The 24383-nt window shown below is 71.1% G+C and carries 22 protein-coding genes and 1 pseudogene; 7 read left to right on the forward strand and 16 right to left on the reverse strand.

The genetic code is table 11. The features are described from left to right. Positions 1–143: 143 nt before the first annotated feature. The 7 genes from OG293_RS16310 to OG293_RS16340 all read right to left on the reverse strand — a co-directional run bounded on the left by OG293_RS16310 (position 144) and on the right by OG293_RS16340 (position 6472). Complete coding sequence (locus OG293_RS16310; RefSeq protein WP_405999518.1) at positions 144–1166, reverse strand: hypothetical protein; 1023 nt, start codon at positions 1164–1166, stop codon at positions 144–146. A 77-nt stretch (positions 1167–1243) separates the two neighbouring features. After that, complete coding sequence (locus OG293_RS16315; RefSeq protein ID WP_406003615.1) at positions 1244–1819, reverse strand: SigE family RNA polymerase sigma factor; 576 nt, start codon at positions 1817–1819, stop codon at positions 1244–1246. Positions 1820–2261: 442 nt separating this feature from the next. Next, positions 2262–3332, reverse strand: coding sequence for an aspartate-semialdehyde dehydrogenase (locus OG293_RS16320; RefSeq protein WP_405999519.1), 1071 nt, complete (start codon positions 3330–3332; stop codon positions 2262–2264). Next, positions 3329–4600: an aspartate kinase gene (locus OG293_RS16325; protein WP_405999520.1), complete on the reverse strand. Its 1272-nt coding sequence runs from the start codon at positions 4598–4600 to the stop codon at positions 3329–3331. Before OG293_RS16325 ends, OG293_RS16320 begins: the two co-directional genes overlap by 4 nt. A 232-nt stretch (positions 4601–4832) precedes the next feature. Next, on the reverse strand, positions 4833–5489 hold the full coding sequence (locus tag OG293_RS16330; protein ID WP_405999521.1) for a DUF5063 domain-containing protein: 657 nt from the start codon (positions 5487–5489) through the stop codon (positions 4833–4835). Then, positions 5482–6081 carry a recombination mediator RecR gene (recR, locus tag OG293_RS16335; protein ID WP_405999522.1) on the reverse strand — a complete coding sequence of 200 codons (600 nt, stop codon included), beginning with the start codon at positions 6079–6081 and terminating at the stop codon, positions 5482–5484. The genes OG293_RS16330 and recR overlap by 8 nt, the downstream gene beginning before the upstream one ends. A 55-nt stretch (positions 6082–6136) precedes the next feature. Further along, positions 6137–6472, reverse strand: a complete 336-nt coding sequence (locus OG293_RS16340) for a YbaB/EbfC family nucleoid-associated protein (RefSeq protein WP_406003616.1) — start codon at positions 6470–6472, stop codon at positions 6137–6139. A 276-nt stretch (positions 6473–6748) separates the two neighbouring features. Here OG293_RS16340 and OG293_RS16345 point away from each other — a divergent pair, with 276 nt between their 5' ends. Next, on the forward strand, positions 6749–7495 hold the full coding sequence (locus tag OG293_RS16345) for an SLATT domain-containing protein (RefSeq protein WP_405999523.1): 747 nt from the start codon (positions 6749–6751) through the stop codon (positions 7493–7495). 165 nt (positions 7496–7660) lie between these two features. On the opposite strand, the gene OG293_RS16350 is transcribed toward OG293_RS16345, so the two are convergent. The 4 genes from OG293_RS16350 to OG293_RS16365 all read right to left on the reverse strand — a co-directional run bounded on the left by OG293_RS16350 (position 7661) and on the right by OG293_RS16365 (position 12641). Further along, on the reverse strand, positions 7661–8593 hold the full coding sequence (locus OG293_RS16350; protein ID WP_405999524.1) for a class I SAM-dependent methyltransferase: 933 nt from the start codon (positions 8591–8593) through the stop codon (positions 7661–7663). A gap of 62 nt (positions 8594–8655) precedes the next feature. Continuing rightward, positions 8656–9306, reverse strand: a complete 651-nt coding sequence (locus OG293_RS16355; protein ID WP_405999525.1) for a hypothetical protein — start codon at positions 9304–9306, stop codon at positions 8656–8658. A gap of 231 nt (positions 9307–9537) precedes the next feature. Beyond that, entirely contained in the window at positions 9538–11964 is a 2427-nt protein-coding gene (locus tag OG293_RS16360; protein WP_405999526.1) for a dolichyl-phosphate beta-glucosyltransferase, read from the reverse strand. Further along, the gene (locus tag OG293_RS16365) at positions 11961–12641 is read right to left on the reverse strand and encodes a GntR family transcriptional regulator (protein ID WP_406003617.1); all 681 of its coding nucleotides are present in this window, start codon (positions 12639–12641) and stop codon (positions 11961–11963) included. Before OG293_RS16365 ends, OG293_RS16360 begins: the two co-directional genes overlap by 4 nt. Positions 12642–12720: 79 nt before the next feature. Between OG293_RS16365 and OG293_RS16370 the strand changes: the two genes are divergently transcribed. Continuing rightward, positions 12721–13176: a hypothetical protein gene (locus OG293_RS16370; RefSeq protein ID WP_405999527.1), complete on the forward strand. Its 456-nt coding sequence runs from the start codon at positions 12721–12723 to the stop codon at positions 13174–13176. A gap of 230 nt (positions 13177–13406) precedes the next feature. Here OG293_RS16370 and OG293_RS16375 read toward each other — a convergent pair whose 3' ends face one another. Then, a complete protein-coding gene (locus OG293_RS16375) occupies positions 13407–14762 on the reverse strand; it encodes an aspartate aminotransferase family protein (protein WP_405999528.1) in 1356 nt (451 codons plus the stop codon). 222 nt (positions 14763–14984) lie between these two features. On the opposite strand from OG293_RS16375, the gene OG293_RS16380 reads away from it, so the two are divergent. The 3 genes from OG293_RS16380 to OG293_RS16390 all read left to right on the forward strand — a co-directional run bounded on the left by OG293_RS16380 (position 14985) and on the right by OG293_RS16390 (position 17908). Then, positions 14985–15578, forward strand: a complete 594-nt coding sequence (locus OG293_RS16380; RefSeq protein WP_405999529.1) for a DJ-1/PfpI family protein — start codon at positions 14985–14987, stop codon at positions 15576–15578. After that, positions 15575–16063, forward strand: a complete 489-nt coding sequence (locus tag OG293_RS16385) for a MarR family winged helix-turn-helix transcriptional regulator (protein WP_405999530.1) — start codon at positions 15575–15577, stop codon at positions 16061–16063. The genes OG293_RS16380 and OG293_RS16385 overlap by 4 nt, the downstream gene beginning before the upstream one ends. A 111-nt stretch (positions 16064–16174) precedes the next feature. Beyond that, positions 16175–17908, forward strand: coding sequence for a serine/threonine-protein kinase (locus tag OG293_RS16390; protein WP_405999531.1), 1734 nt, complete (start codon positions 16175–16177; stop codon positions 17906–17908). A 61-nt stretch (positions 17909–17969) separates the two neighbouring features. Here OG293_RS16390 and OG293_RS16395 read toward each other — a convergent pair whose 3' ends face one another. Further along, positions 17970–19271 carry a S1 family peptidase gene (locus tag OG293_RS16395; protein ID WP_405999532.1) on the reverse strand — a complete coding sequence of 434 codons (1302 nt, stop codon included), beginning with the start codon at positions 19269–19271 and terminating at the stop codon, positions 17970–17972. A 260-nt stretch (positions 19272–19531) separates the two neighbouring features. Continuing rightward, entirely contained in the window at positions 19532–20818 is a 1287-nt protein-coding gene (locus tag OG293_RS16400; RefSeq protein ID WP_405999533.1) for an adenylosuccinate synthase, read from the reverse strand. Between the two features lie 153 nt (positions 20819–20971). Between OG293_RS16400 and OG293_RS16405 the strand changes: the two genes are divergently transcribed. Beyond that, positions 20972–21811: a diacylglycerol kinase gene (locus OG293_RS16405; RefSeq protein WP_405999534.1), complete on the forward strand. Its 840-nt coding sequence runs from the start codon at positions 20972–20974 to the stop codon at positions 21809–21811. 173 nt (positions 21812–21984) lie between these two features. On the opposite strand, the gene OG293_RS16410 is transcribed toward OG293_RS16405, so the two are convergent. Continuing rightward, positions 21985–22485, reverse strand: a complete 501-nt coding sequence (locus tag OG293_RS16410; RefSeq protein ID WP_405999535.1) for a GbsR/MarR family transcriptional regulator — start codon at positions 22483–22485, stop codon at positions 21985–21987. A gap of 92 nt (positions 22486–22577) precedes the next feature. On the opposite strand from OG293_RS16410, the pseudogene OG293_RS16415 reads away from it, so the two are divergent. Further along, positions 22578–22913 (forward strand): annotated as a pseudogene (locus tag OG293_RS16415) (ATP-binding cassette domain-containing protein); the annotation flags it as partial. A gap of 242 nt (positions 22914–23155) precedes the next feature. Here OG293_RS16415 and OG293_RS16420 read toward each other — a convergent pair. Beyond that, entirely contained in the window at positions 23156–24361 is a 1206-nt protein-coding gene (locus OG293_RS16420; protein ID WP_405999536.1) for a cytochrome P450, read from the reverse strand. Positions 24362–24383 lie beyond the last annotated feature (22 nt).

Raw genomic sequence — 24383 nt, forward strand, 5'->3', positions numbered from 1 at the left:
CGCGACAGGAGCCGGGCGGAACCCCGGGCCCTGCCCGACGGCCACATGCCCGCGGAGCTCGCCGCCCGCCCCGCCTCAGTGCCCGCTGAGCCTCACAACCAGCTCAGCCTCACCACCCGCTGAGCCTCACCACCAGCTCAGCCTCACTGCCCGCTGAGTACACCCGTGCGGTAGATCGTGCCGGAGCACGCGTTCGGGATGGTCGCGGCAGCGCTCGGAGCGCCGCCCTCGGCCGTGTGGGTCACCGCGACGCTGCCGTCGGCCGGGGCGCCGCCCTCTTCGGTGACGAGCTGCGGCCCGGTGTTCCCCGAGGTCGTTCCCGTGCTCGCGCCGGTCGAAGCGCCGCCGTCCGTGGGCGTGGGGTCGGGCGAGGCTCCGGTGGTCGGACAGCTGTCCTTCGGCACCCAGGCGAACTTCACCTCGTACGCCGTGTCCGGCTTCAGCACCAGCGTGTTCGCCTCTTGCGAGGGGTCAGGCAGGCCCGTGGCCGGGTCGCCCGCCGTGTGGTCGACGACCGTGATCCTGGCGGGGTCGGCGGCTCCCATCGCCTGGAAGGCGAACGTTCCGTCACCGCTGACCGCGCAGTCCGTCGTGGAGACATTGGAGATCCGGAAGCTGCCGTACACCTTGCCGTCGGTGTCGGGCTTGGCCGCCTGTGCCGAGGTGACGCCGAGCTGGCCCGTGCCGCAGACCGGGGAGCTCGCGGCGACGGTGCCCGACGGTTGGTTGACGCCGCCCGGCGCGCCGTCCGTGCTGCCGGAAGGCTGCCGCCCCGCCAAGCGGCTCGCGCCGGTGTCCGGCGCGCCGCCCTGGTTGCCGGCTGAGGGACCGTCCGTCCCCGCGTCGCCGCCGCCGACACCCGCCTCCGACCCGGTGCCGCCCTGCGCCTGCTCGCCGTGTCCGGCGTTCACCGAGCGGGCGTCCTCGCCGCCGGAGTTCGCCACATGGACGAAGGCGGGGACGGCGGTGCCGATCAGCAGCGCGGCGGCTGCCGCGCCGACAAGCGCCTGCCTCTTGCGGGCGCGCCGTGCGGGGACGGCTCTGCGCAGATGGTCCAGGGCGCCGTCGGAGGGCTCCAGGTCCTGCACGGCGCCTTGCAGCAGCCGTCGCAGGGCCGCCTCGTCACCGAGGCCGCTCAGCTCATTTTCCGGCCCGTTGTTCACCATGTCGTTCCCAGTCCGGTCGTCAAACGGCCCGTCCGGCCCAAACCGCTCAAACCTGGGCCACTCGCCCTTGTGCCCACTCATGCCGTGGCCTCCATGGCGACGCGCAGCGCCGCGATGCCCCGCGAGCCGTACGCTTTCACCGAGCCGAGAGACACTCCCAGCGTCTCGGCGACCTGAGCCTCCGTCATGTCGGCGAAGTACCGCAGGACCAGCACCTCGCGCTGGCGGCGCTGGAGCCCGCGCATCGCCTTGATCAGCGCGTCCCGCTCCAGTTGGTCGTATGCGCCCTCCTCGGCGCTCGCCATGTCCGGCATCGGCTTGGAGAGCAGCTTCAGTCCGAGGATGCGCCGACGCAGTGCGGAGCGCGACAGATTGACCACGGTCTGACGCAGATATGCCAGGGTCTTCTCCGGGTCACGCACCCGGTTGCGCGCCGAGTGGACGCGGATGAACGCTTCCTGCACGACGTCCTCGCACGAGGCCGTGTCGTCCAGGAGGAGTGCGGCGAGACCGAGCAGCGACCGGTAGTGGGCGCGGTAGGTCTCCGTGAGGTGATCGACAGTGGTACCCGCGGTCATGGCCTCTTCAGCGCCCTCGCGCTGGGACGGCACGCGGGTGGTGCGGGGTGCGGGCATGGGGGCGATCACCGGCATGCCGCCGGACGGGCGGGGTCTGCGGAGCGGGCGCACCGATGCGCCGCGAACCGGGACCACCCTCGCGAAGTCGAGTACCTCTGCCACGCCTGTTGGACACGCTTCCCCCCGTCAGGGTTGTACGCGTACGGCACCGTTTTCGGCGGTGAACCAAATGCGCTCATGCGTACCCGATCTTCCCCAATGCCCCTTTTTCTTCGCGGTGCCATGAAGAGGCAACCGCAAAGACGCTTCCCGCCCAACTGCCGGTTGCAGAAAGGGGGGAAGCGAATCGTCGAACATCCATACACCCCAGTTCAAGTGGTACAGACCTTCGACTTGATCACAGCGTGTTCACAGATTCTACAAAGCGGACCGGCGCCCGCGCCCCACCGGAACCGGAGGACCGGAGTCACCCGGGTACACAGCGCCGGGACAGTAACCGGACAGTGCTGGGGACGTGTCAGACAGAGCCGAGCGTGGGCCCGATCTCCGCCGCGACAGCCTCCGCGATCTGGGCGGAGTTGAGCGCCGCCCCCTTGCGGAGGTTGTCCCCGCAGAGGAAGAGTTCCAGCGCGCAGGGGTCGTCAGGCGCCCGCCGGACCCTGCCCACCCAGGTCGGATCCGTGCCCACCACATCGGCAGGTGTGGGAAAGTCGCCCGCCTCCGGGTTGTCGTACAGCACCACTCCGGGAGAGGTCGCCAGGATCTCGTGCGCCCGCGCCACCGTCACCTCGCCCTCGAAGCGCGCGTGCACAGCGAGCGAGTGCACGGTGAGCACCGGGACGCGTACACAGGTGGCCGCCACCCGCAGTCCCGGCAGATCCAGGATCTTGCGCGTCTCGGCCCGCAGCCCCAGCTCCTCGGAGGACCAGCCGCCCTCCTGGAGCGTCCCGGACCAGGGCACCACGTTCAGCGCCAGTGGCGCAGCGAAGGGCCCGAGGTCGTCGCCCACGGCCCGGCGTACGTCTCCGGGTCGGGTGCCCAGCTCCGTACCGGCCACCAGCGACATCTGGGCACGCAGCACGGTGACGGCGTCCCGTCCCGCTCCGCTGACGGCCTGATAGGAGGAGACGACCAGCTCGCGCAGCCCGAACTCGGCGTGCAGCGCACCCACCGCGGGCACCATGGCGAGCGTGGTGTCGTGCGGGCTCGCGACAATGCCGCGCGGGCGGACCCGTACGGCATGGGGGTTGACCTCGGGCACCACCAGCGGCACATCCGGGTCCATCCGGAAGGCGCCCGAATTGTCCACGACCACCGCGCCCTTGGCCGCGGCGATCGGCGCCCACCGCGCGGAGACCTCGTCCGGCACGAGGAAGAGCGCGACGTCGACGCCCGTGAGGGCCTCTTCGCTCAGCGCGACGACCTCGCACTCCTCGCCGCGCACGGCCAGCTTGCGGCCGGCCGAGCGCGGCGAGGCGAGGAGTCGTATGTCGCCCCAGATGTCGGCGTGCTGGGACAGGATCTGGAGCATCACCGCTCCGACGGCTCCGGTCGCTCCAACGACCGCGAGCGCCGGCTTTCGGGTCATCGCCCGGTGCCCCCGTAGACGACCGCCTCGTCGGAGTCGCTGTCGAGACCGAAGGCGGTGTGCACGGCGCGCACCGCCTCATTGACGTCGTCGGCGCGGGTGACCACCGAGATACGGATCTCCGACGTGGAGATCAGCTCGATGTTCACGCCCGCGTCGGAGAGCGCCTCGAAGAAGGAGGCGGTGACGCCGGGGTTGGTCTTCATGCCGGCGCCGACGAGCGAGATCTTGCCGATCTGGTCGTCGTAGCGCAGCGAGTCGAAGCCGATCGCGGACTTCGCCTTCTCCAGGGCGTCGATGGCCTTGCGGCCGTCGGTCTTGGGGAGGGTGAAGGAGATGTCCGTCAGGGCGGTGGTGGCCGCCGAGACGTTCTGCACGACCATGTCGATGTTGATCTCGGCATCGGCGATGGTACGGAAGATGGCCGCGGCCTCGCCCGGCTTGTCCGGCACTCCGACGACCGTGACCTTGGCCTCGGAGACGTCGTGGGCGACTCCGGAGATGATGGCGTGCTCCACCTGCTGGTCCCCTTGCGGCTCGTTGCTGACCCAGGTGCCGCGCAGCCCCGAGAAGGACGAGCGGACGTGGATCGGGATGTTGTATCGGCGTGCGTACTCCACGCAGCGGTGCAGCAGCACCTTGGAGCCGGAGGCGGCGAGCTCCAGCATGTCCTCGAAGGCGATCCAGTCGATCTTCTTCGCCTTCTTCACGACCCGCGGGTCGGCGGTGAAGACGCCGTCGACGTCGGTGTAGATCTCACAGACCTCGGCGTCCAGCGCGGCGGCCAGAGCGACGGCGGTGGTGTCCGACCCACCGCGGCCGAGGGTGGTGATGTCCTTCTTGTCCTGGGACACACCCTGGAAGCCGGCGACGATGGCGATGTTGCCCTCGTCGAGCGCCGTACGGATCCGGCCCGGCGTCACATCGATGATGCGCGCTTTGTTGTGGACCGAGTCGGTGATGACGCCTGCCTGGCTGCCGGTGAACGACTGGGCCTCGTGGCCCAGGTTCTTGATCGCCATCGCCAGCAGGGCCATGGAGATCCGTTCTCCCGCGGTCAGCAGCATGTCGAATTCGCGCCCGGCAGGGATCGGGGATACCTGCTCGGCGAGATCGATCAGCTCGTCCGTCGTGTCGCCCATCGCCGAAACCACGACGACCACCTGGTGGCCGTTCTTCTTGGCATCGACGATCCGCTTGGCGACGCGCTTGATGCCTTCGGCATCCGCAACGGAGGAGCCTCCGTACTTCTGCACGACAAGGCCCACGTGCGCTCCTCGCTCAGTCCGTTTCGTTCCGCATTACTGCGGTCGGCTCAGTCTAACGAGCGGCCGGACTCCGACCCGGCGCTATCACATCGTGAGATGTCCCGCTCACTACCTGACCATCGGGAGGGGGTCACGGCCGCTCGGACGGACTCCTGCCCGGACCCACACCAGGTACGCGAGGTGTGGGCCGTGTCACAGGAGCCCGGGGGGCTCGCGTGACGGATTTCGGACGTCAGACGCCGCGCAGGCCCAGCGGGCCCGCGATCTCCTCCGCCATCACTCTGCCGGCCTCCTCCGCCAGCGCCTCCTCGGCAACGTCCTCGTCCGTGTCCAGGCCGTCCAGCTCCTGGAGCGGCTGGTCGAGACGGACATGGGCGACCAGCGCCTGCAGCGCGCGCAGCGTCGCCGAGGCGGTCGAGCCCCAGTTGGAGAAGTACGAGAACTGCCACCACCACAGCGCCTCGCTGGTGCGGCCCGCGCGGTAGTGGGCCAGGCCGTGGCGCAGGTCGGTGACGACGTCCGCGAGGTCGTCCGAGATCCGGTGCGCGACGGGCGCCTTGCGGGGCTCGTACGGGTCGAAGACCTCGGAGTAGACGTCCACCGGGTCGAGCAGCACGGCGAACTTCTCGCGCAGATCGTCGACGTCCAGGTCCGGACCCGTGTCCGGTTCGTACCGCTCGTCCGGGACGATGTCCTCGTGTGCGCCCAGCCGGCCTCCTGTCAGCAGGAGTTGGGAGACCTCCAGCAACAGGAAGGGCACCGCGCTGTCGGGCTCGTCGCCCTTGGCCACTTCCGTGGTGGCGACGATGAAGGACTCGATCGAGTCGGCGATCTGGACGGCGAAGTCGTCCGGGTCCTGAGTCGTGGCGTGCAGCATGACGTCAGACATCGAGAAGTCGTCTCCCCTCGAAGGCACGCCCCAGCGTGACCTCGTCGGCGTATTCCAAGTCTCCCCCCACGGGCAGACCGCTGGCCAGCCGCGTGACCTTCAGGCCCATCGGCTTGATCATGCGCGCCAGGTACGTGGCGGTGGCTTCGCCCTCCAGATTGGGGTCCGTGGCCAGGATCAGCTCGGTGATCGCACCGTCCGAGAGGCGGGACAGCAGCTCACGGATCCGCAGGTCGTCGGGGCCGACGCCCTCGATGGGGCTGATCGCCCCGCCGAGCACGTGGTAGCGGCCACGGAACTCCCGGGTCCGCTCGATCGCGACGACGTCCTTCGGCTCTTCCACCACGCAGATGACCGACAGGTCACGGCGCGGGTCACGGCAGATGTTGCACTGCTCCTGCTGCGCGACATTGCCGCACACCGCGCAGAAGCGGACCTTGTCCTTCACTTCGAGGAGCGCATGGGCGAGACGACGGACGTCGGTCGGCTCGGCCTGGAGGATGTGGAAGGCGATCCGCTGCGCGCTCTTGGGACCGACGCCGGGCAGCCTGCCCAGTTCGTCGATGAGGTCCTGAACCACGCCTTCGTACAACGGACTGCCTTTCGTGGAGTGCTCTGCGGCTTACGGTAGTTGGTGGGCCCGCGCCTTAGAAGGGCAGGCCCTGCATGCCGCCCAGCCCCTCGGCGAGCGGACCGAGCTTCTCCTGCTGGAGCGCCTGCGCGTTCTCGTTCGCGGCCTGGACTGCGGCGACGACGAGGTCGGCGAGCGTCTCGGTGTCGTCGGGGTCGACGGCCTTGGGATCGATGACAAGGCCGCGCAGCTCGCCGGAGCCGGTGACGGTGGCCTTCACCAGCCCCCCGCCCGCCTGGCCCTCGACCTCCGTCTGCGCGAGTACTTCCTGTGCCCGCGCGAGATCCTGCTGCATCTTCTGGGCCTGCTGGAGGAGCTGCTGCATATTGGGCTGGCCACCACCGGGAATCACGGTCACTCCTGGCATTTCGACAACGAATGTTCGGTAAGCCGAGCCTACGTGCTCACCGGGCGCCGTGCCCCACCCCGCGATGACCAACTCTTTCGAGTGAGTGAGCCGGGTGACCCCTACCTGATCAAGGCCCTCTTGTAGGCGGATTTACCGGGATCGCCGGCGCGGAGCCCACCATTCGGCGGTAGGAAGGGCGTGCGCATCGAAATACACGCGCGCACCGTTCGTCACGCATGGTCACGTCGTATCACGTTCACGTCGTAGAGGAGTGCCCCGGTGAGCCAGCCGGAGATGCAGCCCGGGGGGCCGGCCCGGGGCGAGCGCGGCGAGGCGCCGCGCGGTGACCTGGCCGGGAGGCCGTTCCCGCTCGGCGACTGGGGAGAGCCGGCGGAGCGCCTCGACGAGCTGTACCGGTGGGTGGAGGCGGGCGCGCTGCGCACGGTGGGGTGGTATCTGGCGGACCGCGTGTGGAAGCGGCGGGCGGCGCGGGTGCTGCGCGTCGGCACGGCCCTGGGAGTGATCGCCGGGGCGGCGCTGCCGCTCCTCGACGTGACGGGCGGGCTGCACGGGGCGACGGGCTGGGGATATGTGTCGCTGCTGCTGGGGGCGGCGTGCCTGGCCTGCGACCGGTACTTCGGGCTGACCTCGGGCTGGATAAGGAACGTCGCCACGGCGCAGGCCGTGCAGCGCAGGCTCCAGGCGCTGCAGTTCGACTGGGCGTCGGAGTGCGTACGGGAGGTGCTGGGCCCGACGGAGGGCACGGCGAGCGAGGCGGCGGAGCGGTGTCTGGGGGTGCTGCGGCGGTTCTCGGAGGACGTCACGGACCTGGTCCGGTCGCAGACGGCGGACTGGATGGTGGAGTTCGGGTCGGGCCCGGCGCCGCTGGTGATGCAGTCGACGGGGCTGCCGGGGAGTGTGCGGGGGGCCGACATGGGACATGGCGGCGGCCCGGGGCGGGTGCCGCTGCCGCCGGGCACCCGCCCGAACATGCCGCGCCAGCGGCCGCCGGAGACGCCGCGCTGAACACTCCCCCCGGTGCGGAGCCCCCGGAGCCCCGGACGCCGCACAGCCGCGCTGAGCACTCCCCGGGGCCCGCCCCGGGCCTCACACACCGGCGGGGCTGTTCCTGCCCGGCTGATCGATCGAGGACCGGGGTTCCGGGGGCTCCGCACCGGCGGCAAGGGCGGCTCAGGCTCCGCGGCGCGACCTCAGCGCCCTCGTCACGATCGGGGGCAGCAGATCCTTCGCCAGGCGGCGGGACGGCGACGTGCGCGGCCGGGACGCGGGGCCGGGTTCCGGGGCGGGGACCGGGACCGCAACCGGGGCCGGCCTGTGGCGGGACTTCGGGGGCGCCGGCGCCTCCGCCTTGGTGCCCTTGATCCGGATCAGCGGCAGGCCCGCCACCTCCTCCACCCCGTGCCAGAGGTCCGTACGCGACTCCAGCCACACCAGCAGCGCCTCCCGCACCGGCGCCGGATCTCCCCACGTCCCGTACAGCTTCGTGCCGGTGATCACGATGGGCTTCAGACCCGCCGTCGCCACCGCCCCCCACACCGCCGCCGACACCCCCGGGCAGTGCTCCGCCCGGAAGTCGTCGAAGGACACGATGCCCCCGGGCCTCAGCAGCGCCTTCGCCGCCTCGATGTCGCCGTGCACATGCTCGTACAGATGCGAGGCGTCGACATGGACGAAGCGGCAGCTGGCCGCCTCGACCCGGGAGGTGATCACCGAGGTCGGCGCCTGCACCATCGTGGGGAGCTCGTCGTGGAAGGAGAGGTAGTTCGCCTCGAACGCCCGCCGCGTCAGCGTCGCGTACGACCGGTCCATCTCCGCGCTGTTGGAGTCGTCCGGCGCCGGAGAGTCCCACAGGTCGCAGACCGTGAACCGCTCCCCCTCCCGCAGATGGCGGGCCGTGAAGATCGCGCTCTTGCCGAGGTAGGCGCCGAGCTCGAGCAGATCTCCCCGCCCGTCCGGATCCGTGTCCCGCTGATGGGACAGGAACCAGTCGAAGAGCAGCTGGTCCACGGGCCAGAACCAGCCTTTGACGTCCGCGAAGCGTGTCGGCCGGGGGAGCGCGGCGTCCGCGGTCTCCCCCGTCACCGGGGTACTCGTCTGTGCCATGCACCGGTCCTACCGGGCCGACATGTCCCGCAGCTTACGGCCGCACATGCGGCGCGTGTGCGTCAGCTGAAGATGATCATTGAGCCCTGTCCGAGGCTCCGCGTCGCCGCCGCGTGCAGCCCCAGCCACACATGGCGCTCCCGCGCGAACGGGCTCTCGTCGTAGGGAATCGGCCCCGCGGGCTCCTCCAGGGACGTCGGCCGGTCCGGGGGCCGCGGCGCCTCCGGCGGGTTCGCCGGGTCGATGCCGATCGACGGCGCGACGAACTCCAGCTCCCGCAGCAGACCCTGGGTGGAGCCCAGCGGTCCGCCCCCGGCCAGCAGTTCGTCGTTGAAGAGCGGCGAGGCGAAGTCGACCGGCACATACGCCCCGGCGTGGTCGTAGTGCCACACCAGATGCGACTGCTGGGCCGTCGTCTCGAACATCTCCAGCAACTGCTCGTAGTCACCGCCCAGTTCGTCCACCGGCGTCACCGCGAGCCCGCACAGCTGCAGCAGATACGCCCGCCGCAGGAAGTGCAGCGCGTCGTAGTCGAAGCCCGCTACGGGCGCGACATCGCCCGACAGCCCCGGCATGTAGGCGAACACGGGAACCGTGGGCAGACCGGCGGAGGTCAGGGCCTGGTCGTAGGAGGCGATCTCTTCGGCGAAGGGGTTGTCGGGGCTGTGGCACAGCACGTCGACGAGGGGGACCAGCCACAGGTCACAGGCCAAGGGGAAGCTCGCTCTCCAAGGGATCGGGCACAGGGTCGGGCCCGGGCGTGAGCCCGGGTGCGGGCGGAGCGGAGCGCCCGGGTGCGGGCGCTTGATCGGTCGGGAGACGGTTCACGTCGAGCACGGTCGGGACAGCGTAGTGCCACCGGTACATTCGGCGAAGGGTGCCGGTCAACTGCCCCGCCCACCTCCCCGCCGGCCGCACCGCGCCCCGCCCCACGGGCCGCCCGCTCACCGGGCGCCCTTGGAGGTTCCCACGTCCCATACCCATACGCCGCCCACCCGCTTACCCGGCTGCCCGAGCAGTTTCACCACGGTCGTGTACAGCGCCTGCATGTTGTACTGCGGCTCCAGCACCACCACACCCGCCTTCCACGCCTTCAGGTCGAAGCGTGCCTGCGCCTGCCAGTTCGGGCCGATGTCGGGGACGTTTCCGCTGTTGCGGACGTCGTTGAGGAGGTTGGAGGTGTGCCGGGGCGTCGCGCCGTAGATGCCCATGCGCTCCGGCCCCCAGGGACCGTTGAAGTAGCCGCCCGCGACGGAGAAGCCGAGCCCGGTCGCCGACTGCCAGTGCAGAGCCTCCGCACTGCCGGGTGTGGGCAGCGGCACCGTGACCACCGACTCTCCGTCGGCGAGGTAACGGCGGTACGTGCCCTCCGTGATGAACGCCGGGACCTCGGACCGCTCCCGCACCGGATACGACGTCGGCACCACCGGCAGCAGCGCCGCCGCCACCGCCGCGAGCCCCACCACCTGGTTCACCCGGCCCCGTGTGACCAGCAGCCGGTCGGCGGCGAGCGCGATCAGCACGCCCAGCACGGGCGCGCAGATCATCGCGACCCGCGACTCGATGACCGACTCGAAGAGCGGCTGATGGGCCAGCGCACGCCACGGTCCGGGCAGCACGATGTCCGTGTACGGGATACGGAACTTCGGGCCGAGCGACAGGAGCGCCGCGGCGAGCCCGGTGAACGCCAGCGCCTTGACCAGCGCGAGCCGCCACAGGCGCACCACGATCGCCGTCGCGAGCGCGACGAGCGGCCAGCCGTAGAAGGCGTTCTGCTCGGTGCGGTTGAAGGCGAGCGGATCCGCGCCCTCGTCGGAGCCCGCGAGCGAGCGGCCCGCGAACTCCAGGAAGGCGAGCGGGCTGTTGCCCATGTTGTCGCCGTGCAGGACGCTCTTGTAGCTCTGCGGACCGAGGAACTGCCAGCCCAGCGGGAAGGCGACCAGCGGCAGACAGACGGCCGCCGCGATGGCGAGTCCGCGCAGCAGGGGCCGCAGGGCCGCTCTGGCCACATCGCGGCGCACAACGGCGTACGAGAGCGCGAAGAACAGCATGCCGATCGACGCGAGCAGCAGCGGCTCCTCGCCGAGGAAGATCTGGTACGTCGAGAACAGGCCGAGCAGGACTCCGTCCCGTACCGGATCGCGCCCCTCGCACAGCCGCAGCGCCCGGTCGACGATGACCGGAATCATGAACAGCACAAGGAAGTTCGGGTGCGCGTTGCCGTGCGAGATCATCGGCGGCGCGAAGGCGGCGAAGGCCCCGCCGAGAGCTGCTGCCCACCGGTTCCTCACGAGCCGCCGGGCGATCAGCCAGTACCAGGCGCTCGCGGTCGCGGCGAGCCCGAGCGTGAGGACCAGAGCCCAGGTCACGGTCGGGCCGAAGAGCAGCGTGACGGGTGTGAGCGGGACGGAGAGTCCGAGCATCACGGTGTTCGCCATGAGGTTCACGCCGTCGGGAAAGCCCTGCAAGGTCGTGAACAGGGGATTGCGCAGATGCACGACGTTGTCGGCGGTGACCGCGAAGAACCACTCCCACTGGTTCTGGTCCTGGCCGGCGTCGGCGAGATATCCGCGGTCGAGATCCGCCCACAGGCCCTTGTAGAGCAGTACGGACGCGAGGAGAAGCAGCCCGACGACGGCGAGGTCCACCCGGCGCACGGTCCGGGCCCGCAGCATGACCAGCTCCAGCAGCACCCTGCCGTAGTCCAGCGGCCTGACCTTGGACCCCGCCTGGTGCGACCAGCGCACCGGGACTTCCGTCACCGGCCAGCCCCGGTGACGGAAGAAGCGCAGTATCTCGACGTCGATCCCCCAGCCGTCGAGCCGTGAGTCGGCGAAGGCGGCGCGCGCCTTGTCCCCGTCGAAGAGCTTGAAGCCGCACTGGGTGTCGTGGATACCGGGCACCGCCACGGCGCGTATGAGGCGGTTGCCCATCCTGCCGAGCCATTCGCGCATCCTGCGCTGGTGCACCTCGATCCGTGCGTCGGGGTGCGCGCGCGAGCCGATGGCCGCCGCGCTGTCCTCCGCCCCGAGCTGCTTGTCGAGCCGGTCGAGCTCCTCGATGGGGGTCGCGAGGTCCGCGTCGGTGATCAGCACGCGCTTGCCGTACGAGGCGAGCACACCCCGGCGCAGGGCGCTGCCCTTGCCGCGGTTGTCGTCGCTGCTGACGAGCTGGATGCGCGGCTCCGCGGCCGCGGCCTCTTTGGCGATCCGTGCGGTGGCGTCGGTGGAGCCGTCGTCGACGACGAGCAGCTCCCACTCGCCCCAACGGCCCGGCTCCGCGCGCAGATGGGCGCAGATCGCGTCCAGGGTGGGGCGCAGCCGCCCTTCCTCGTTGTACGCCGGAACGACGACGCTCAGATCCACACTCACCGCTCCAGCCGATCCGCCCAGGCGAGCGAGTGGTCGTTGTACGCGTCGATGACGGCGCGCACGGCCTCCGCGTCCCCCTTGGTGACGGCGTCCACCAGATCCTCGTGGCCGCTCCACAGCCAGTCCCGCAGGTCGGCATCGCCGCGCAGATAGGGGACGGCGAACACCCAGGTCTGGACGCGCAGTCGGTGCAAAAAGTCGGAGATGTACCGGTTCGCTACGATCAATCCGAGCTCGCGCCAGAACCTCAGGTCGTACCCGATGAGGATGTCCAGGTCCCCGCCGCGGGCCGCTCTGGCGGCCTCCTCGGCCCGGCGGCGCACCGACACCAGCGCCTGCCCCTGTATCCGCGCGTCCCCGCGCCTGGTGAGATGCCGCAGGATGCCGTCCACGACCAGAGAGCGGGCCTCCACCATGCAGCGGTAGTCGTCGAGCGAGAACTCGTGCACCTTGAAGCCCCGGTGCTGGTTCGAGTCGAGCAACCCCTGGGCCGACAGGTCGACGAGAGCTTCCCGGACGGGCGTCGCGGAGACGCCGTACTGCTCGGCGATCTGCTTGACGGTGAACTCCTGTCCCGGCTGAAGCCGCCCCGCGAGAACCTCGTCGCGCAACGCGTCCGCGATCTGCTGCCGCAGGGTGTTGCGGGTGACAGCGGTACTGCTGCCGTTACCGCCCATCGTGGCCTTCTCCTTCGCCGGGGTCCCGGACACGATAGGCCAGGGGTCACGAACCGGGTGCAGACAGGGGGATCCTCACATGACTGGCGTGTTCGAGGCGGCGACGGGCGATGGACCGCTACGGGGCGAGAGCGGCGCACGGGCGGCGGAGGTGCGCGTGGCCTATGACGGCCTGCTCCAGATCCGCCGTGTGACCGGCACCGCGCCCGCGGCCTGGGAACTCAGGCAGATGGTCAGCGCCGTGGCGCTGGCCCTGGAGGCGGCGGGGATCTCGCCGTCCGCGGTGGACGGTTCGGGCGCGCGGACGAGAACGGGCTACCGCGTCCGCGCCTCGGACAGCCCTGGGCTGGTCCTCGTCGACTGGCCGGGCCCGCCGGGCGGCGGCGCGGCACAGGAGGAGGAGCCCCGGCTCCAACAGTGCGTGGCCGCGCTGGCGGAGGCGGGGTGGGAGGCGCTGATGTACCGGGGGCCGCGCCGCCGCCGTTTCCTGGAGGTGGAGCCTCGGCCGGCTTCGGGCATCCCGCCCGACGACTGAGGACCGCGGGTGCGGCGGCGCTGCCCCTGGTGGAGGCGTCGAAGGACCCATGGGCTGGGCGGGACCGGCCGTGCACAGGGCACCGCTCGTCCTCATGGTCGAAGACCGGCCGAAGGGCCACCGGGCAGACGGAAGGCCCACCGGGCAGAGGGACGAAGGCCGCCCCGGCGGACGAACACCGCGCCGGGAGCCCGTGGTTCACGGGCTCCCGGCGCGGCCGTGGAATCGGCTCAGACGGTGTGCTCGTCGGCGACGGACAGCGCCGCGTCCAGCACGGCCAGCCCCTCCTTGGCCTCCGCCTCGCTCACGTTGCACGGCGGCACGGCATGCGTGCGGTTCATGTTGACGAACGGCCACAGCCCGCCCTTCTTGCACGCGGCGGCGAACGCGGCCATCGGCGCATTCGCCTCACCGGTCGCGTTGTACGGCACCAGAGGCTCGCGGGTCTCCCTGTTCCGTACGAGGTCGAGCGCCCAGAAGACGCCCGTACCGCGCACCTCGCCGACGCTCGGGTGACGCTCGGCGAGGTCGCGCAGACCCGGGCCGAGGACGGTCTCCCCGATGTGGGCCGCATGCTCGACGACCTTCTCCTCCTCCATCACCGAGATCGTGGCGACGGCGGCGGCGCAGGCGAGCGGGTGCCCGGAGTAGGTGAGTCCGCCGGGGTACGGGCGGGTCGCGAAGGTCTCCGCGATCGCGCCCGAGATGGCGACGCCACCGAGGGGCACGTACCCGGAGTTGACGCCCTTGGCGAAGGTCAGCAGGTCGGGGACGACGTCGTAGTGGTCGGCGGCGAACCACTGCCCGGTGCGTCCGAAGCCGGCCATGACCTCGTCGAGCACCATGACGATGCCGTACCGGTCACAGATCTCCCGGACGCCCGCGAGGTAGCCGGGCGGCGGGGTCATGATGCCCGCGGTCCCCGGGATCGTCTCCAGGATGATCGCGGCGATGGTCCCCGGACCCTCGAAGGCGATGGTGTCCTGCAGGTGCTGGAGCGCGCGGGCGCACTCCTGCTCCTCGGTCTCCGAGTAGAACGGCGACCGGTAGAGGAAGGGGCCCCAGAAGTGCACGACGCCCGCGGTGCCGTTGTCGTTGGCCCAGCGGCGGGGGTCACCGGTGACGTTGATCGCGGTGGCCGTGCCGCCGTGGTACGAGCGGTAGGCGCTCATGACCTTCGGACGGCCGGTGTGCAGCCGGGCCATCCGGATGGCGTTCTCCACGGCCTCGGCGCCGCCGTTGGTGAAGAAGATCTTGTCGAGGTCACCGGGGGCGCGCTCGGCGATGAGGCGTGCGGCCTCGGAGCGCGACTCGACGGCGAACGCGGGAGCGAACGTGGCGAGGGAGGCCGCCTGCTCCTGGATCGCGGCGACGACCTTGGGGTGCTGGTAGCCGATGTTGGTGTAGACGAGGCCGCTGGTGAAGTCGAGGTAGCGGTTGCCGTCGTAGTCCCAGAAGTACGACCCCTCGGCACCGGCGACGGCGAGAGGGTCGATCAGGCCCTGGGCGGACCAGGAGTGGAACACATGCGCGCGGTCAGCGGCCTTGACGGCCGCACCGGCCTGCGGGTCGGGATGAGGGGTCATGCGGGCCAGCGTAGAGACGCGCAGGCGGGAGGTGACATGGCCAGCGTGTATGGCCTTAAGCACGTTCCTGGGCAGTATGTCGCCCTTCGCCGGGCGCCTGGCGCCACGAGCCCAGCAGATGCGCCTGGCGCCACGAACCGAGCAGATTGACAGCAGACTGTCATTATGACAGTCTGCTGTCACTGGAGCAGCACCGGAGCAGCACGCGTCAAGGAGGCCGTCATGCCCCGCACAACCGTTCACCTCGCCGTCTACGACACCTTCGCCGACTGGGAGACCGGGCACACGACCGCCCATCTCACCCAGAACGGCTACACCGTCAGGACCGTCGGACCCACCACCGAGCCCGTCGTCACCATGGGCGGCGTCCGTATCCAGCCCGACCTCGCGCTCGCCGGGCTCGACCCCGAGGACAGCGCGCTGCTCATCCTCACCGGCGCGCGCCTGTGGGACTCCGGCGACGACCTCGCCCCCTTCGCCGCCACGGCACGGACGTTCCTCGACGCCGGTGTGCCGGTCGCCGCGATCTGCGGAGCCACCGCGGGTCTCGCCCGCGAAGGCCTGCTCGACGAGCGGGAGCACACCAGCGCCGTCTCCTTCTACCTCGACGCCACCGGCTACAAGGGCGGCGCCCACTACCGCGAGGCCGACGCCGTCACCGACGGCGACCTGATCACCGCGGGGCCCACCGAGCCCGTCGCGCTCGCCCGCGAGGTCTTCGCCCGGCTCGGTGTGTACGAGGGCGAGAAGCTGGACGCCTGGTACCGCCTCTTCCACGACTCGGACGCGTCCGCCTTCGCCATCCTCGACGCATGAGCCGCGAGCAGCAGGATCTGCTGAGCCGGACGGCCCTCGGCGTCTTCCGGCTGAACGGCCAGTTCCTCGCCGTCTCCGAGGAACTGGCGAAGCCCGCCGGGCTGACCGCGGCCTGGTGGCAGGTCCTCGGGGCCGTCCTGCGCGAGCCGCTTCCCGTCGCCCAGATCGCCCGCGCCATGGGCATCACCCGGCAGAGCGTGCAGCGGATCGCCGACCTCCTGGTCGAGCGGGGCCTCGCGGCGTACGAACCCAATCCGGCCCACCGGCGGGCCAAGCTGGTGCGCCCCACCGAAGCGGGCCGGGCCGCCATAGCCGAGATCGGCCCGGGACACGCGGAGCTGGCGGCCCGGCTCGCCGCCGCCCTCGGCCCCGAGCAGTTCGCCGAGACCGTACGGATCCTTCACCAGCTCTCCCGGGCCCTCGACACCATCGCCGGGGCCGGCGAGGAAGACGGCGCGCTCCGGGAACCGCCCCGGCGCCCCTGACTGTCTCCTCGCACACGGGGGTGGCCCGGATCGGCTCCTTGCCTGTGGGACGCCTGACGGGCCGCATATCCTCGGTCCGTCCAGCGAAGGTCGGGGGAAGGGCGCACGGCGATGGAGCCACTGGCACCAGGAGATCAACGGCACATCGGCGACTACCGTCTGCTCGCCCGGCTCGGCGCGGGAGGCATGGGCCAGGTCTACCTCGCCCGCAACGACCGCGGCCGCACGGTCGCCGTCAAACTCGTACGCCAGGAGCTCGCCGAGCAGGAGGAGTTCCGCAGCCGCTTCCGCCAGGAGGTCCGGGCCGCACTGCGCGTCGGCGGCGAATGGACCGCGCCCGTCCTGGACGCAGACACCGAGGCGCCGGTCCCGTGGGTGGCCACCGGCTACATCGCCGGGCCCGCACTGCACACCGTCGTCTCCGGCGACCACGGCCCGCTCCCCGAGCGTTCCGTCCGCATCCTCGCCTCCGGACTCGCGCACGCCCTGCGCAACATCCACGCGGCCGGCCTCATCCACCGCGACCTCAAGCCGTCCAACATCCTGATCACCATCGACGGCCCGCGCGTCATCGACTTCGGCATAGCCAGGGCGCTGGAGACGGTCACCGACGGCGGTCTGACCCGCACCGGCGCGATCGTCGGCTCGCCCGGCTTCATGGCCCCCGAGCAGGTGCGCGGCGACCGCGTCACGCCCGCATGCGACATTTTCTGCCTCGGCTCGGTCCTCGGGTACGCGGCGACGGGCCGGCTCCCGTTCGGCTCGGCGGACAGCGGGGTCCACGCGCTGATGTTCCGCATCGCGCAGGAGGAGCCGGACCTCCAGGGGCTCCCCGAGGGCCTGTCGGAGCTCGTACGGGGCGCTCTGCACAAGGATCCCGCCGCCCGCCCCACGCTCGACCGCATCCTGGAACTCTCCGCCTGCGAGGCGAGCGCCGAGCCGTGGCTCCCGGGCGCGCTCGTCGCCCAGCTGGGTCGGCACGCCGTGCAGTTGCTGGAGGTGGAGCAGCCCGCCGACCAGACCCAGGCACGGGCGCTGCCACCCGCGCAGCCGCCGACGATGACCGCCGCCTCGGCGAAGCCTCCGGCCCCGCAGCAGACACCACCGCCGTCCCCGCCCCCGGCATACGGCTACCCGGCGCCCCCGCAGGCCCCGCACCACCAGCCGCCCCAGAACCACCAGCCGCACGGTCAGGCCCCGCACCAGTACCAGCCGCCGCACCCGGCCCCTGGGGCGTACGCGCACACGCCGCCCGCGGCGTACTACCCCACGCCCCTCCCGTACGCGCCCCCGCCCCGCGGAAAGGGCGGCACGGCCGCGCTGATCGCCGTCGCCCTGCTCGTCGCGATCCTGGCTGGCGGCTCGGTGTACGCCTTCATGGGCGACGACGGCACGAAGAAGACCGCGGAGCCGGGACCCGGCCCCACGGCCTCGTCCCCGACGACCCCCACGACCCCCGGCTCCAAGGACCCCACCACCGGGCCGCCGACCACCTCGGGCACCCAGGAGGGCGGCGTCCCGCAGGAGTACGTCGGCTCCTGGCGGGCGTCCTTCGACACGGCGGACGGCACCAACACCCGCACCATGACGATCGCTCAGGGCGGCACCGGACAGCAGGTCATGACCCTGTCGGGCACGGGCCCGAACTACGACTGCCGCTGGTCCGCCACCCTCCAGGCTTCGGGGCCGCCGCTCGAACTCGGCCCGACCAAGGTCACGTCCGGCGATCCGAAGCAGTGCTCACCCGGCCAGTGGAGCCGCCTGGACATGCCGAACGACACCACGATCGTCCGCGAACTGGTCGGCTCCTCCGGCGCGCCCCTCACCTACACCAAGCAGAGCTGAGGGGCCGGGGCCGCCCGTCCGGCAGTCCCGTCCCGCAGCCCCGCCGGTCAGCCCCAGCCCGTCAGCCCCAGCTCGCGTTGTAGAAACTGCGGAAGTTCCTGCGCTCCTGGGCGGACAGGATCCAGCGGGCGCCCACGAGTCCGCTGAGGCTCGCGACGATGACGACCAGACCGGGGCCGACATCGTCGAAGTCCAGGATCCCGGTGACCGTACTGCCTCCGCCCGTCGCCCCGGGCTCCGGCGGGGTCCCGGGCGGTATGGCACCGGAAGCCATCGACTGGTCCGGAGCGGACGTCGCGCTGCCGCCCGTGAGGTTCACCCCGAGGGCGGCGAGCGCCTTGGTGGCCGGCTGGAAGAACGTCGTCCCCCCGGCGGAGCAGTCCCCGTTGCCGCCCGAGGTGACGCCCAGTGCCAGCCCTTCCGAGAACAGCGGGCCCCCGCTGTCTCCGGCCTCGGCGCACACCGTGGTCTCGATCAGCCCGGTGACCGTGCCCTCGCGGTAGTTGACCGTGGCGTTCAGCGCGGTGACCTTCCCGGAGCGGAAGCCCGTCGTGCTGCCGCTGCGGAAGACCCGCTGACCGACGACGGGATCGGCCGCGCCGACGATCCGCACGGTCCGGCCCCCGCCGATCTCCACGTTGTTGGACCCGTCGAAGGCGTTGGCCTTCTCGTACCGCACGAGGGAGAAGTCGTTGCCCGGGAAGGCTCCGGCCGTCGTCGTGCCGAACTGCTCGTTGCGCCCGGTGTCCCTGAACCAGGTGGTGCCGACAGGACCGCAGTGCCCGGCCGTCAGGATGAAGTTCTCCTGTCCGTTCGTCACGTTGAAGCCCGCGGAGCAGCGGCCGTTGGCGGCGAAGATCGGGACGGCGTCGTTGAGCCGGGTGGTGAAGTTGCCCGCGCTCCGCTGCATCTCCACGGAGCCGCCCATGCCCTTCGCCATCTCGGACATCCGGGACCAGTCGCCCTTCGAGACGGTGCTGTCGGCGCGCACCACGACCTTGTTGGACGCGTAGTCCACCGCCCACGCGGTGCCGGGCACCCGGGGAGCCCGGCCCAGCGCTTCGGTGGCCGCGCGGAGCCGGCTCATGCTGTTGCGCACGAGCTTCGCATCCGCTCCTGCCTGCCGGACCTGCTCGGCGGCCTCCTCGTCGGTCACGGCGACGACCGGACGTCCGTCCGCACCCACCCAACTGCCCGCGGTGCGCGTGGTGCCGAGCTGCGAGACAAGACCCGTGACCGGGTCGACGGCCGGGCCGGCCGATTCGCCGGCCATGGCGTTGGAGACCATCAGCCCGCCGCAGACCAGCCCGCCGACGGCCGCCAGTCGGGCGATCCGCTGGAGTTTCCGTCGTGCGTGCCTCATGCGCGGCCCCAAGATCGTATCGACACGGCGTCACGAGCGCCGTGGGACCTGCCGGAACACAGTGCCCCCTTCCAATACGCGTGGGGGCCGCGTCCCGTTCAACTCCGCCTGGCCCGGCGGGGCTCGGCCCACACTCACCGAGCCCGTCCCGCGACCCCGGACAGGGGATTGTGGAGGCGACCCGCGGTTCGCGCGGGACATGCACAGGGCCCCGGAGACGATGCGTCTCCGAGGCCCCACGCGTATGTGTCCCTGCGTGCCTACGAGAGGAAGGAGTTGATCTCGATCGTCTCCGTACGGCCGGGGCCCACACCGATCGCCGAGATCGGCGCGCCCGACATGTCCTCCAGCGCCTTCACGTACGCCTGCGCGTTCTTCGGCAGATCGGCGAACGTCTTCGCCTTCGTGATGTCCTCGGACCAGCCCGGCAGCATCTCGTAGATCGGCTTCGCGTGGTGGAAGTCGGTCTGGCTGTACGGGAGTTCCTCGACGCGCTTGCCGTCGATCTCGTACGCGACACACACCGGGATCTGCTCCCAGCCGGTCAGCACGTCCAGCTTGGTGAGGAAGAAGTCGGTCAGGCCGTTGACGCGGGTCGCGTACCGCGCGATGACCGCGTCGAACCAGCCGCAGCGGCGGTCGCGGCCGGTGGTCACGCCCCGCTCGCCGCCGATGCGGCGCAGCGCCTCGCCGTCCTCGTCGAAGAGCTCCGTCGGGAACGGGCCCGCGCCGACGCGGGTGGTGTACGCCTTGAGGATGCCGATGACCCGGCTGATCTTCGTCGGGCCCACGCCCGCGCCCGTGCAGGCGCCGCCCGCGGTCGGGTTCGAGGAGGTGACGAAGGGGTACGTGCCGTGGTCGACGTCGAGCAGCGTGCCCTGGCCGCCCTCGAAGAGGACGACCTTGCCCTCGTCGATGGCGTTGTTCAGGATCAGCGTCGTGTCGGTGACGTACGGTGCGAGCTGCTCCGCGTACTGGAGCATCTCCTCGACGATCTTCCCGGCCTCGATCGCGCGCCGGTTGAAGACCTTGGCGAGCAGTTGGTTCTTGGACTCCAGCGCCGCCTCGACCTTCTGCTCCAGGATCGACTCGTCGTACAGGTCCTGGACGCGGATACCGATGCGGTTGATCTTGTCGGAGTACGTCGGACCGATGCCACGGCCGGTCGTACCGATCTTCCGCTTGCCGAGGAACCGTTCCGTCACCTTGTCGAGAGTGACGTTGTACGGAGTGATCAGATGCGCGTTACCACTGATCAGCAGCTTCGACGTGTCGACGCCACGGTCGTTCAGCCCGCTCAGCTCGGAGAGCAGAACCGCCGGGTCCACGACGACGCCGTTGCCGATGACCGGGGTACAACCCGGTGAGAGGATCCCGGAAGGGAGGAGGTGCAGCGCATACTTCTGGTCGCCGACGACGACCGTGTGGCCGGCGTTGTTGCCGCCCTGATAGCGCACTACATAATCCACGGATCCACCGAGCAGGTCGGTGGCCTTTCCCTTGCCTTCGTCACCCCACTGAGCACCGAGCAGCACAAGTGCGGGCACAGGCGTACACCCCTTCCGGGCGGGGCAAGACCAAGGTCAGGGGGCCTGAGCCGTACCTGAGTCTTCGGACCGGTTGCCCCGGAATAGACGAAGCCCCTGGCGCAATAGCGCAAGGGGCTCTTGCACAAAGATGCTACCCGAGGAAGGACCGAGGTGTCGGCTCACGACCAGCTACTGGTGGTCATCGACCCGGTCGCCCGCCGAAGTGACGGCGAGTCCGTGCGGATCGCGAAAGATGTGCTGTGTGGCGGGTCGGAGGCGAAAATCTGTCTCCCCGAGGGGCCGGAGGAATTCGCGCGGGCACTGGCCCGCAGGGGGTCTCGGCGGCCCGTGGTGGTGGGTGACGACCGGGCTCTGCTGCGCGCGGTGGGGCTCCTGCACCGGGACCGCTGGCTCGGCGACGGGGCGCTGTCCCTGGTCCCGATCGGGCCGACCGTGGACCTCGCGCACGCCCTGGGCGTGCCGCGCGGGGCCGTCGCGGCGGCGCGGGCCGTGCTGGACGGGGCGGTACGACGGCTGGATCTGCTGGTCGACGAGAGCGACGGGGTGGTGCTCGGGGGGCTGGCGATCCCGGCCGTCGCGGTGCCTGGGACGGTGTCGGCGCCCTTCGCGGGCGGCGGGTCCGGGGCTTCCGTGTGGAACACCTGCCGCTCGCTGGTCCGCACGCTGGTCCGTCCGGCGCCGCATGCCGCCGCGGCGGGCACGCACCGGCTGCGCGTGGAGGCGGACGGGGTGCTGCTGACGGACCTGGACCGGGCGGTGGCGGGCGTCACGGTGCGCTCGGGCGGCGGCCGGGCGGAGGTGACAGTGCACCAGGCGGGCGACGACGAGCCGGTGACGGCACGGGCGATGTCGGTGACGGTCTCGGGCGCGGACTTCCGCTACCGTGCGGACGCGCTGGTCACGGGCCCGGTCCGGACGCGGACGTGGACGCTGCGGCCGGGGGCGTGGGGACTGACACTGCCGGGCGATTCAAGCCCGTCCGCCGACTGAGGACGAGCCGACGCCCCGGACGCCGCGCACCTGAAGCCCGTCCGGCGGCCGAGGGGGACCCGCGCCGGGTGACGGCGTGACCGGTCGGGCCCGCCACGACCTCGCGGCGGATCCCGCCCCACGTCCCGGACGACCGGGCCGCCGTGCCCCGCCCCGCACGCGGTGACCGACCCTCAGGCCAACCCGCGTTCGTCGCGGTAGGCCCGCCAGCGGTCCATCATCCCCGCCATCTCCTGCTGCAGAAACGCGAAGAAGTCCGCCGTCTGCGCCACCCGCGCCCCCGCCTCCGTCTCTCTGCCCAGGGTCGTCGCGCCGTCCCGCAGCGCCTTCTCCCAGCGGGCCAGCAGCTGGTCGCGTCGGGTGAACGTCTCATACCAGAGCTCGTTGTGCAGCACATAGCGGTCCCGGCGCGAGCCCGGGTCGCGCTCCCGGCTGACCATGTCGACCTGGCTCAGATACCGCACCGCACCGGAGACCGCCGCCGGGCTGATCCGCAGCTGCTCCGCCAGCTCCGCGGAGGTCATGCTGCCCTTCTCCGAGGAGAGCAGGGCAGCGAAGACCCGGGAGGCCATCCGCTGCATGCCCGCCTCGGTCAGCTCCGCCGCGAAGCGCTCGACAAACCGTGAGACCGCTTCGTCGTCGGCCCGCCCCGTTGCGTCGTTCTCGCCGCCCATGGCCGCATCGTCTCCTTTCGTCCACCCCCCGCGCCGAGTTTATACGCTTCCTTAACTTCACAACTTCGTGAAAGTACTGTACATTCCGAATTATGACGAAGGCAAACCCCGCCATCGGGGTATCCGGACTGCACAAGTCGTTCGGGCGGACGCAGGCGCTCGACGGGCTCGACCTCACCGTCGAGAGGGGCGAGGTCCACGGCTTCCTCGGCCCCAACGGCGCCGGGAAGTCGACCACCATCCGGGTCCTGCTCGGACTGCTGCGCGCCGACTCCGGCACCGCCCGGATCCTCGGCCGGGACCCGTGGAACGACGCGGTCGAGCTGCACCGCCGTATCGCGTACGTGCCCGGCGACGTCACCCTGTGGCGCAACCTCTCCGGCGGCGAGGTCATCGACCTCTGCGGCCGGCTGCGCGGCGGCCTCGACGCGATGGCCGGGATGCTCGGCATGGTCGCCGCGCTCTACACGGTGCAGGCGGTGCTCCGGCTGCACCGCGAGGAGACGGACTGCCCTCGCTGCCGGGGACGGAGATGCGGTGGGGGCCGGTGCTGATGCTGCTGGCGGCGGCACTGGTCGGAGCGGGCCTTGCGGGCCTGCGGCGGAGGGACCTGCGGAGCTGAGCCTCTCCCGACCCGCCCGCGGTGCCGAGCCTCTCCCGACCCGCCCCTTCAGAGCTCGACCAGCAGCTCCTTCACTCCCCGGATGACGAACCCGTCCTTCCACTGCGGCTCCGCCACCATCCGCAGGTCCGGCGCCTCGCGCAGCAACTCCCCGAAGGACGCCGCGAGTTCGATGCGCGCCAGCGGCGCGCCCAGGCAGTAGTGGATCCCCGCCCCGAAGCTCACGTGCGGATTCTCCTTGCGCGCGAGGTCCAGGACGCCGGGGTCCGTGAACACCGCGTCGTCGTGGTTCGCCGAGCCGAAGAGGAGCGCGACCTCGGAGCCCCGTGGGATCACCGTCCCGTCGATCTCGATGTCGTCCAGGACCCAGCGCTCGAAGAGCTGGAGCGGGGTGTCGTAGCGCATCAGCTCCTCCACGGCTGTGGACACCAGTCCGTGGTCGGCACGGAGAGCGGCGAGCTGCCCGGGATGACGGAAGAGGGTCCACCAGCCGTTCGCGGTGGTGTTGACCGTCGCCTCGTGGCCCGCGTTCAGCAGCAGCACACAGGTGGAGATCATCTCCTGTTCGCTGAGCCGGTCCCCCTCCTCGTACGCGGCGATCAGCGCGGAGATCAGGTCGTCGCCGGGCGCCCTGCGCCGTTCGCCGATCAACTCCCGCAGATACGCGCTGAATTCGACGGACGCGGTCACCGCACGCGCCGCGGTCTGTTCGGAGGGATTCAGCTCGTACATCCCGCAGATGTCCGCCGACCATGGCCTCAGCAGTGCCCGGTCGGACGCGGGGATCCCCAGCATCTCGGCGATGACGGCGACCGGCAGCGGCTCGGCCACCTCGGCCAGCAGATCGCCGCCGCCCGCCTTCTTCAGATCCGCCACCAGGCCCGCTGCCAGCTCCGCCACCACCGGCCGCAGCCGCTCCACCGTCCGCGGCGTGAACGCCTTGGTCACCAGGCGCCGGATCCGCGTGTGGTCCGGCGCCTCAAGGTCCAGCAGGCCGTTGTCGTTGAGCGTGTGGAACGGCTCATGGGCGGCGGGCGGCGCCGTACGCCCGAACTGTTCGTGCGTGAAGCGGTGCAGATAGGTACGCCCCAGCCGCCGGTCCCGCAGCAGCGCGGACACATCGGCGTGGTGCGGCACGAGCCACTGACGGGTGGGCTCGAACCAGTGCACGCGCCCCTCGGCCCGCAGCCGCGCGTAGACGGGATACGGGTCGGCGACGAAGGCAGGGGACCAGGGTTCGAATACAGCGTCCATGTGCGGACGCTACCCGCCCGCG

The sequence above is a fragment of the Streptomyces sp. NBC_00829 genome, from assembly GCF_045161795.1.
Lineage (GTDB): Bacteria > Actinomycetota > Actinomycetes > Streptomycetales > Streptomycetaceae > Streptomyces.

Bases quoted from the DNA above. Each gene is read 5' to 3' on its own strand.
- OG293_RS16330 (WP_405999521.1), bottom strand. From the start codon at position 5,489: ATGTCTGACGTCATGCTGCACGCCACGACTCAGGACCCGGACGACTTC.
- OG293_RS16395 (WP_405999532.1), bottom strand. From the start codon at position 19,271: ATGAGGCACGCACGACGGAAACTCCAGCGGATCGCCCGACTGGCGGCC.
- OG293_RS16420 (WP_405999536.1), bottom strand. From the start codon at position 24,361: ATGGACGCTGTATTCGAACCCTGGTCCCCTGCCTTCGTCGCCGACCCG.
- OG293_RS16390 (WP_405999531.1), top strand. From the start codon at position 16,175: ATGGAGCCACTGGCACCAGGAGATCAACGGCACATCGGCGACTACCGT.
- OG293_RS16380 (WP_405999529.1), top strand. From the start codon at position 14,985: ATGCCCCGCACAACCGTTCACCTCGCCGTCTACGACACCTTCGCCGAC.
- OG293_RS16315 (WP_406003615.1), bottom strand. From the start codon at position 1,819: ATGCCGGTGATCGCCCCCATGCCCGCACCCCGCACCACCCGCGTGCCG.
- OG293_RS16320 (WP_405999519.1), bottom strand. From the start codon at position 3,332: ATGACCCGAAAGCCGGCGCTCGCGGTCGTTGGAGCGACCGGAGCCGTC.
- OG293_RS16385 (WP_405999530.1), top strand. From the start codon at position 15,575: ATGAGCCGCGAGCAGCAGGATCTGCTGAGCCGGACGGCCCTCGGCGTC.
- OG293_RS16370 (WP_405999527.1), top strand. From the start codon at position 12,721: ATGACTGGCGTGTTCGAGGCGGCGACGGGCGATGGACCGCTACGGGGC.
- OG293_RS16375 (WP_405999528.1), bottom strand. From the start codon at position 14,762: ATGACCCCTCATCCCGACCCGCAGGCCGGTGCGGCCGTCAAGGCCGCT.
- OG293_RS16410 (WP_405999535.1), bottom strand. From the start codon at position 22,485: ATGGGCGGCGAGAACGACGCAACGGGGCGGGCCGACGACGAAGCGGTC.
- OG293_RS16365 (WP_406003617.1), bottom strand. From the start codon at position 12,641: ATGGGCGGTAACGGCAGCAGTACCGCTGTCACCCGCAACACCCTGCGG.
- OG293_RS16350 (WP_405999524.1), bottom strand. From the start codon at position 8,593: ATGGCACAGACGAGTACCCCGGTGACGGGGGAGACCGCGGACGCCGCG.
- OG293_RS16310 (WP_405999518.1), bottom strand. From the start codon at position 1,166: ATGGTGAACAACGGGCCGGAAAATGAGCTGAGCGGCCTCGGTGACGAG.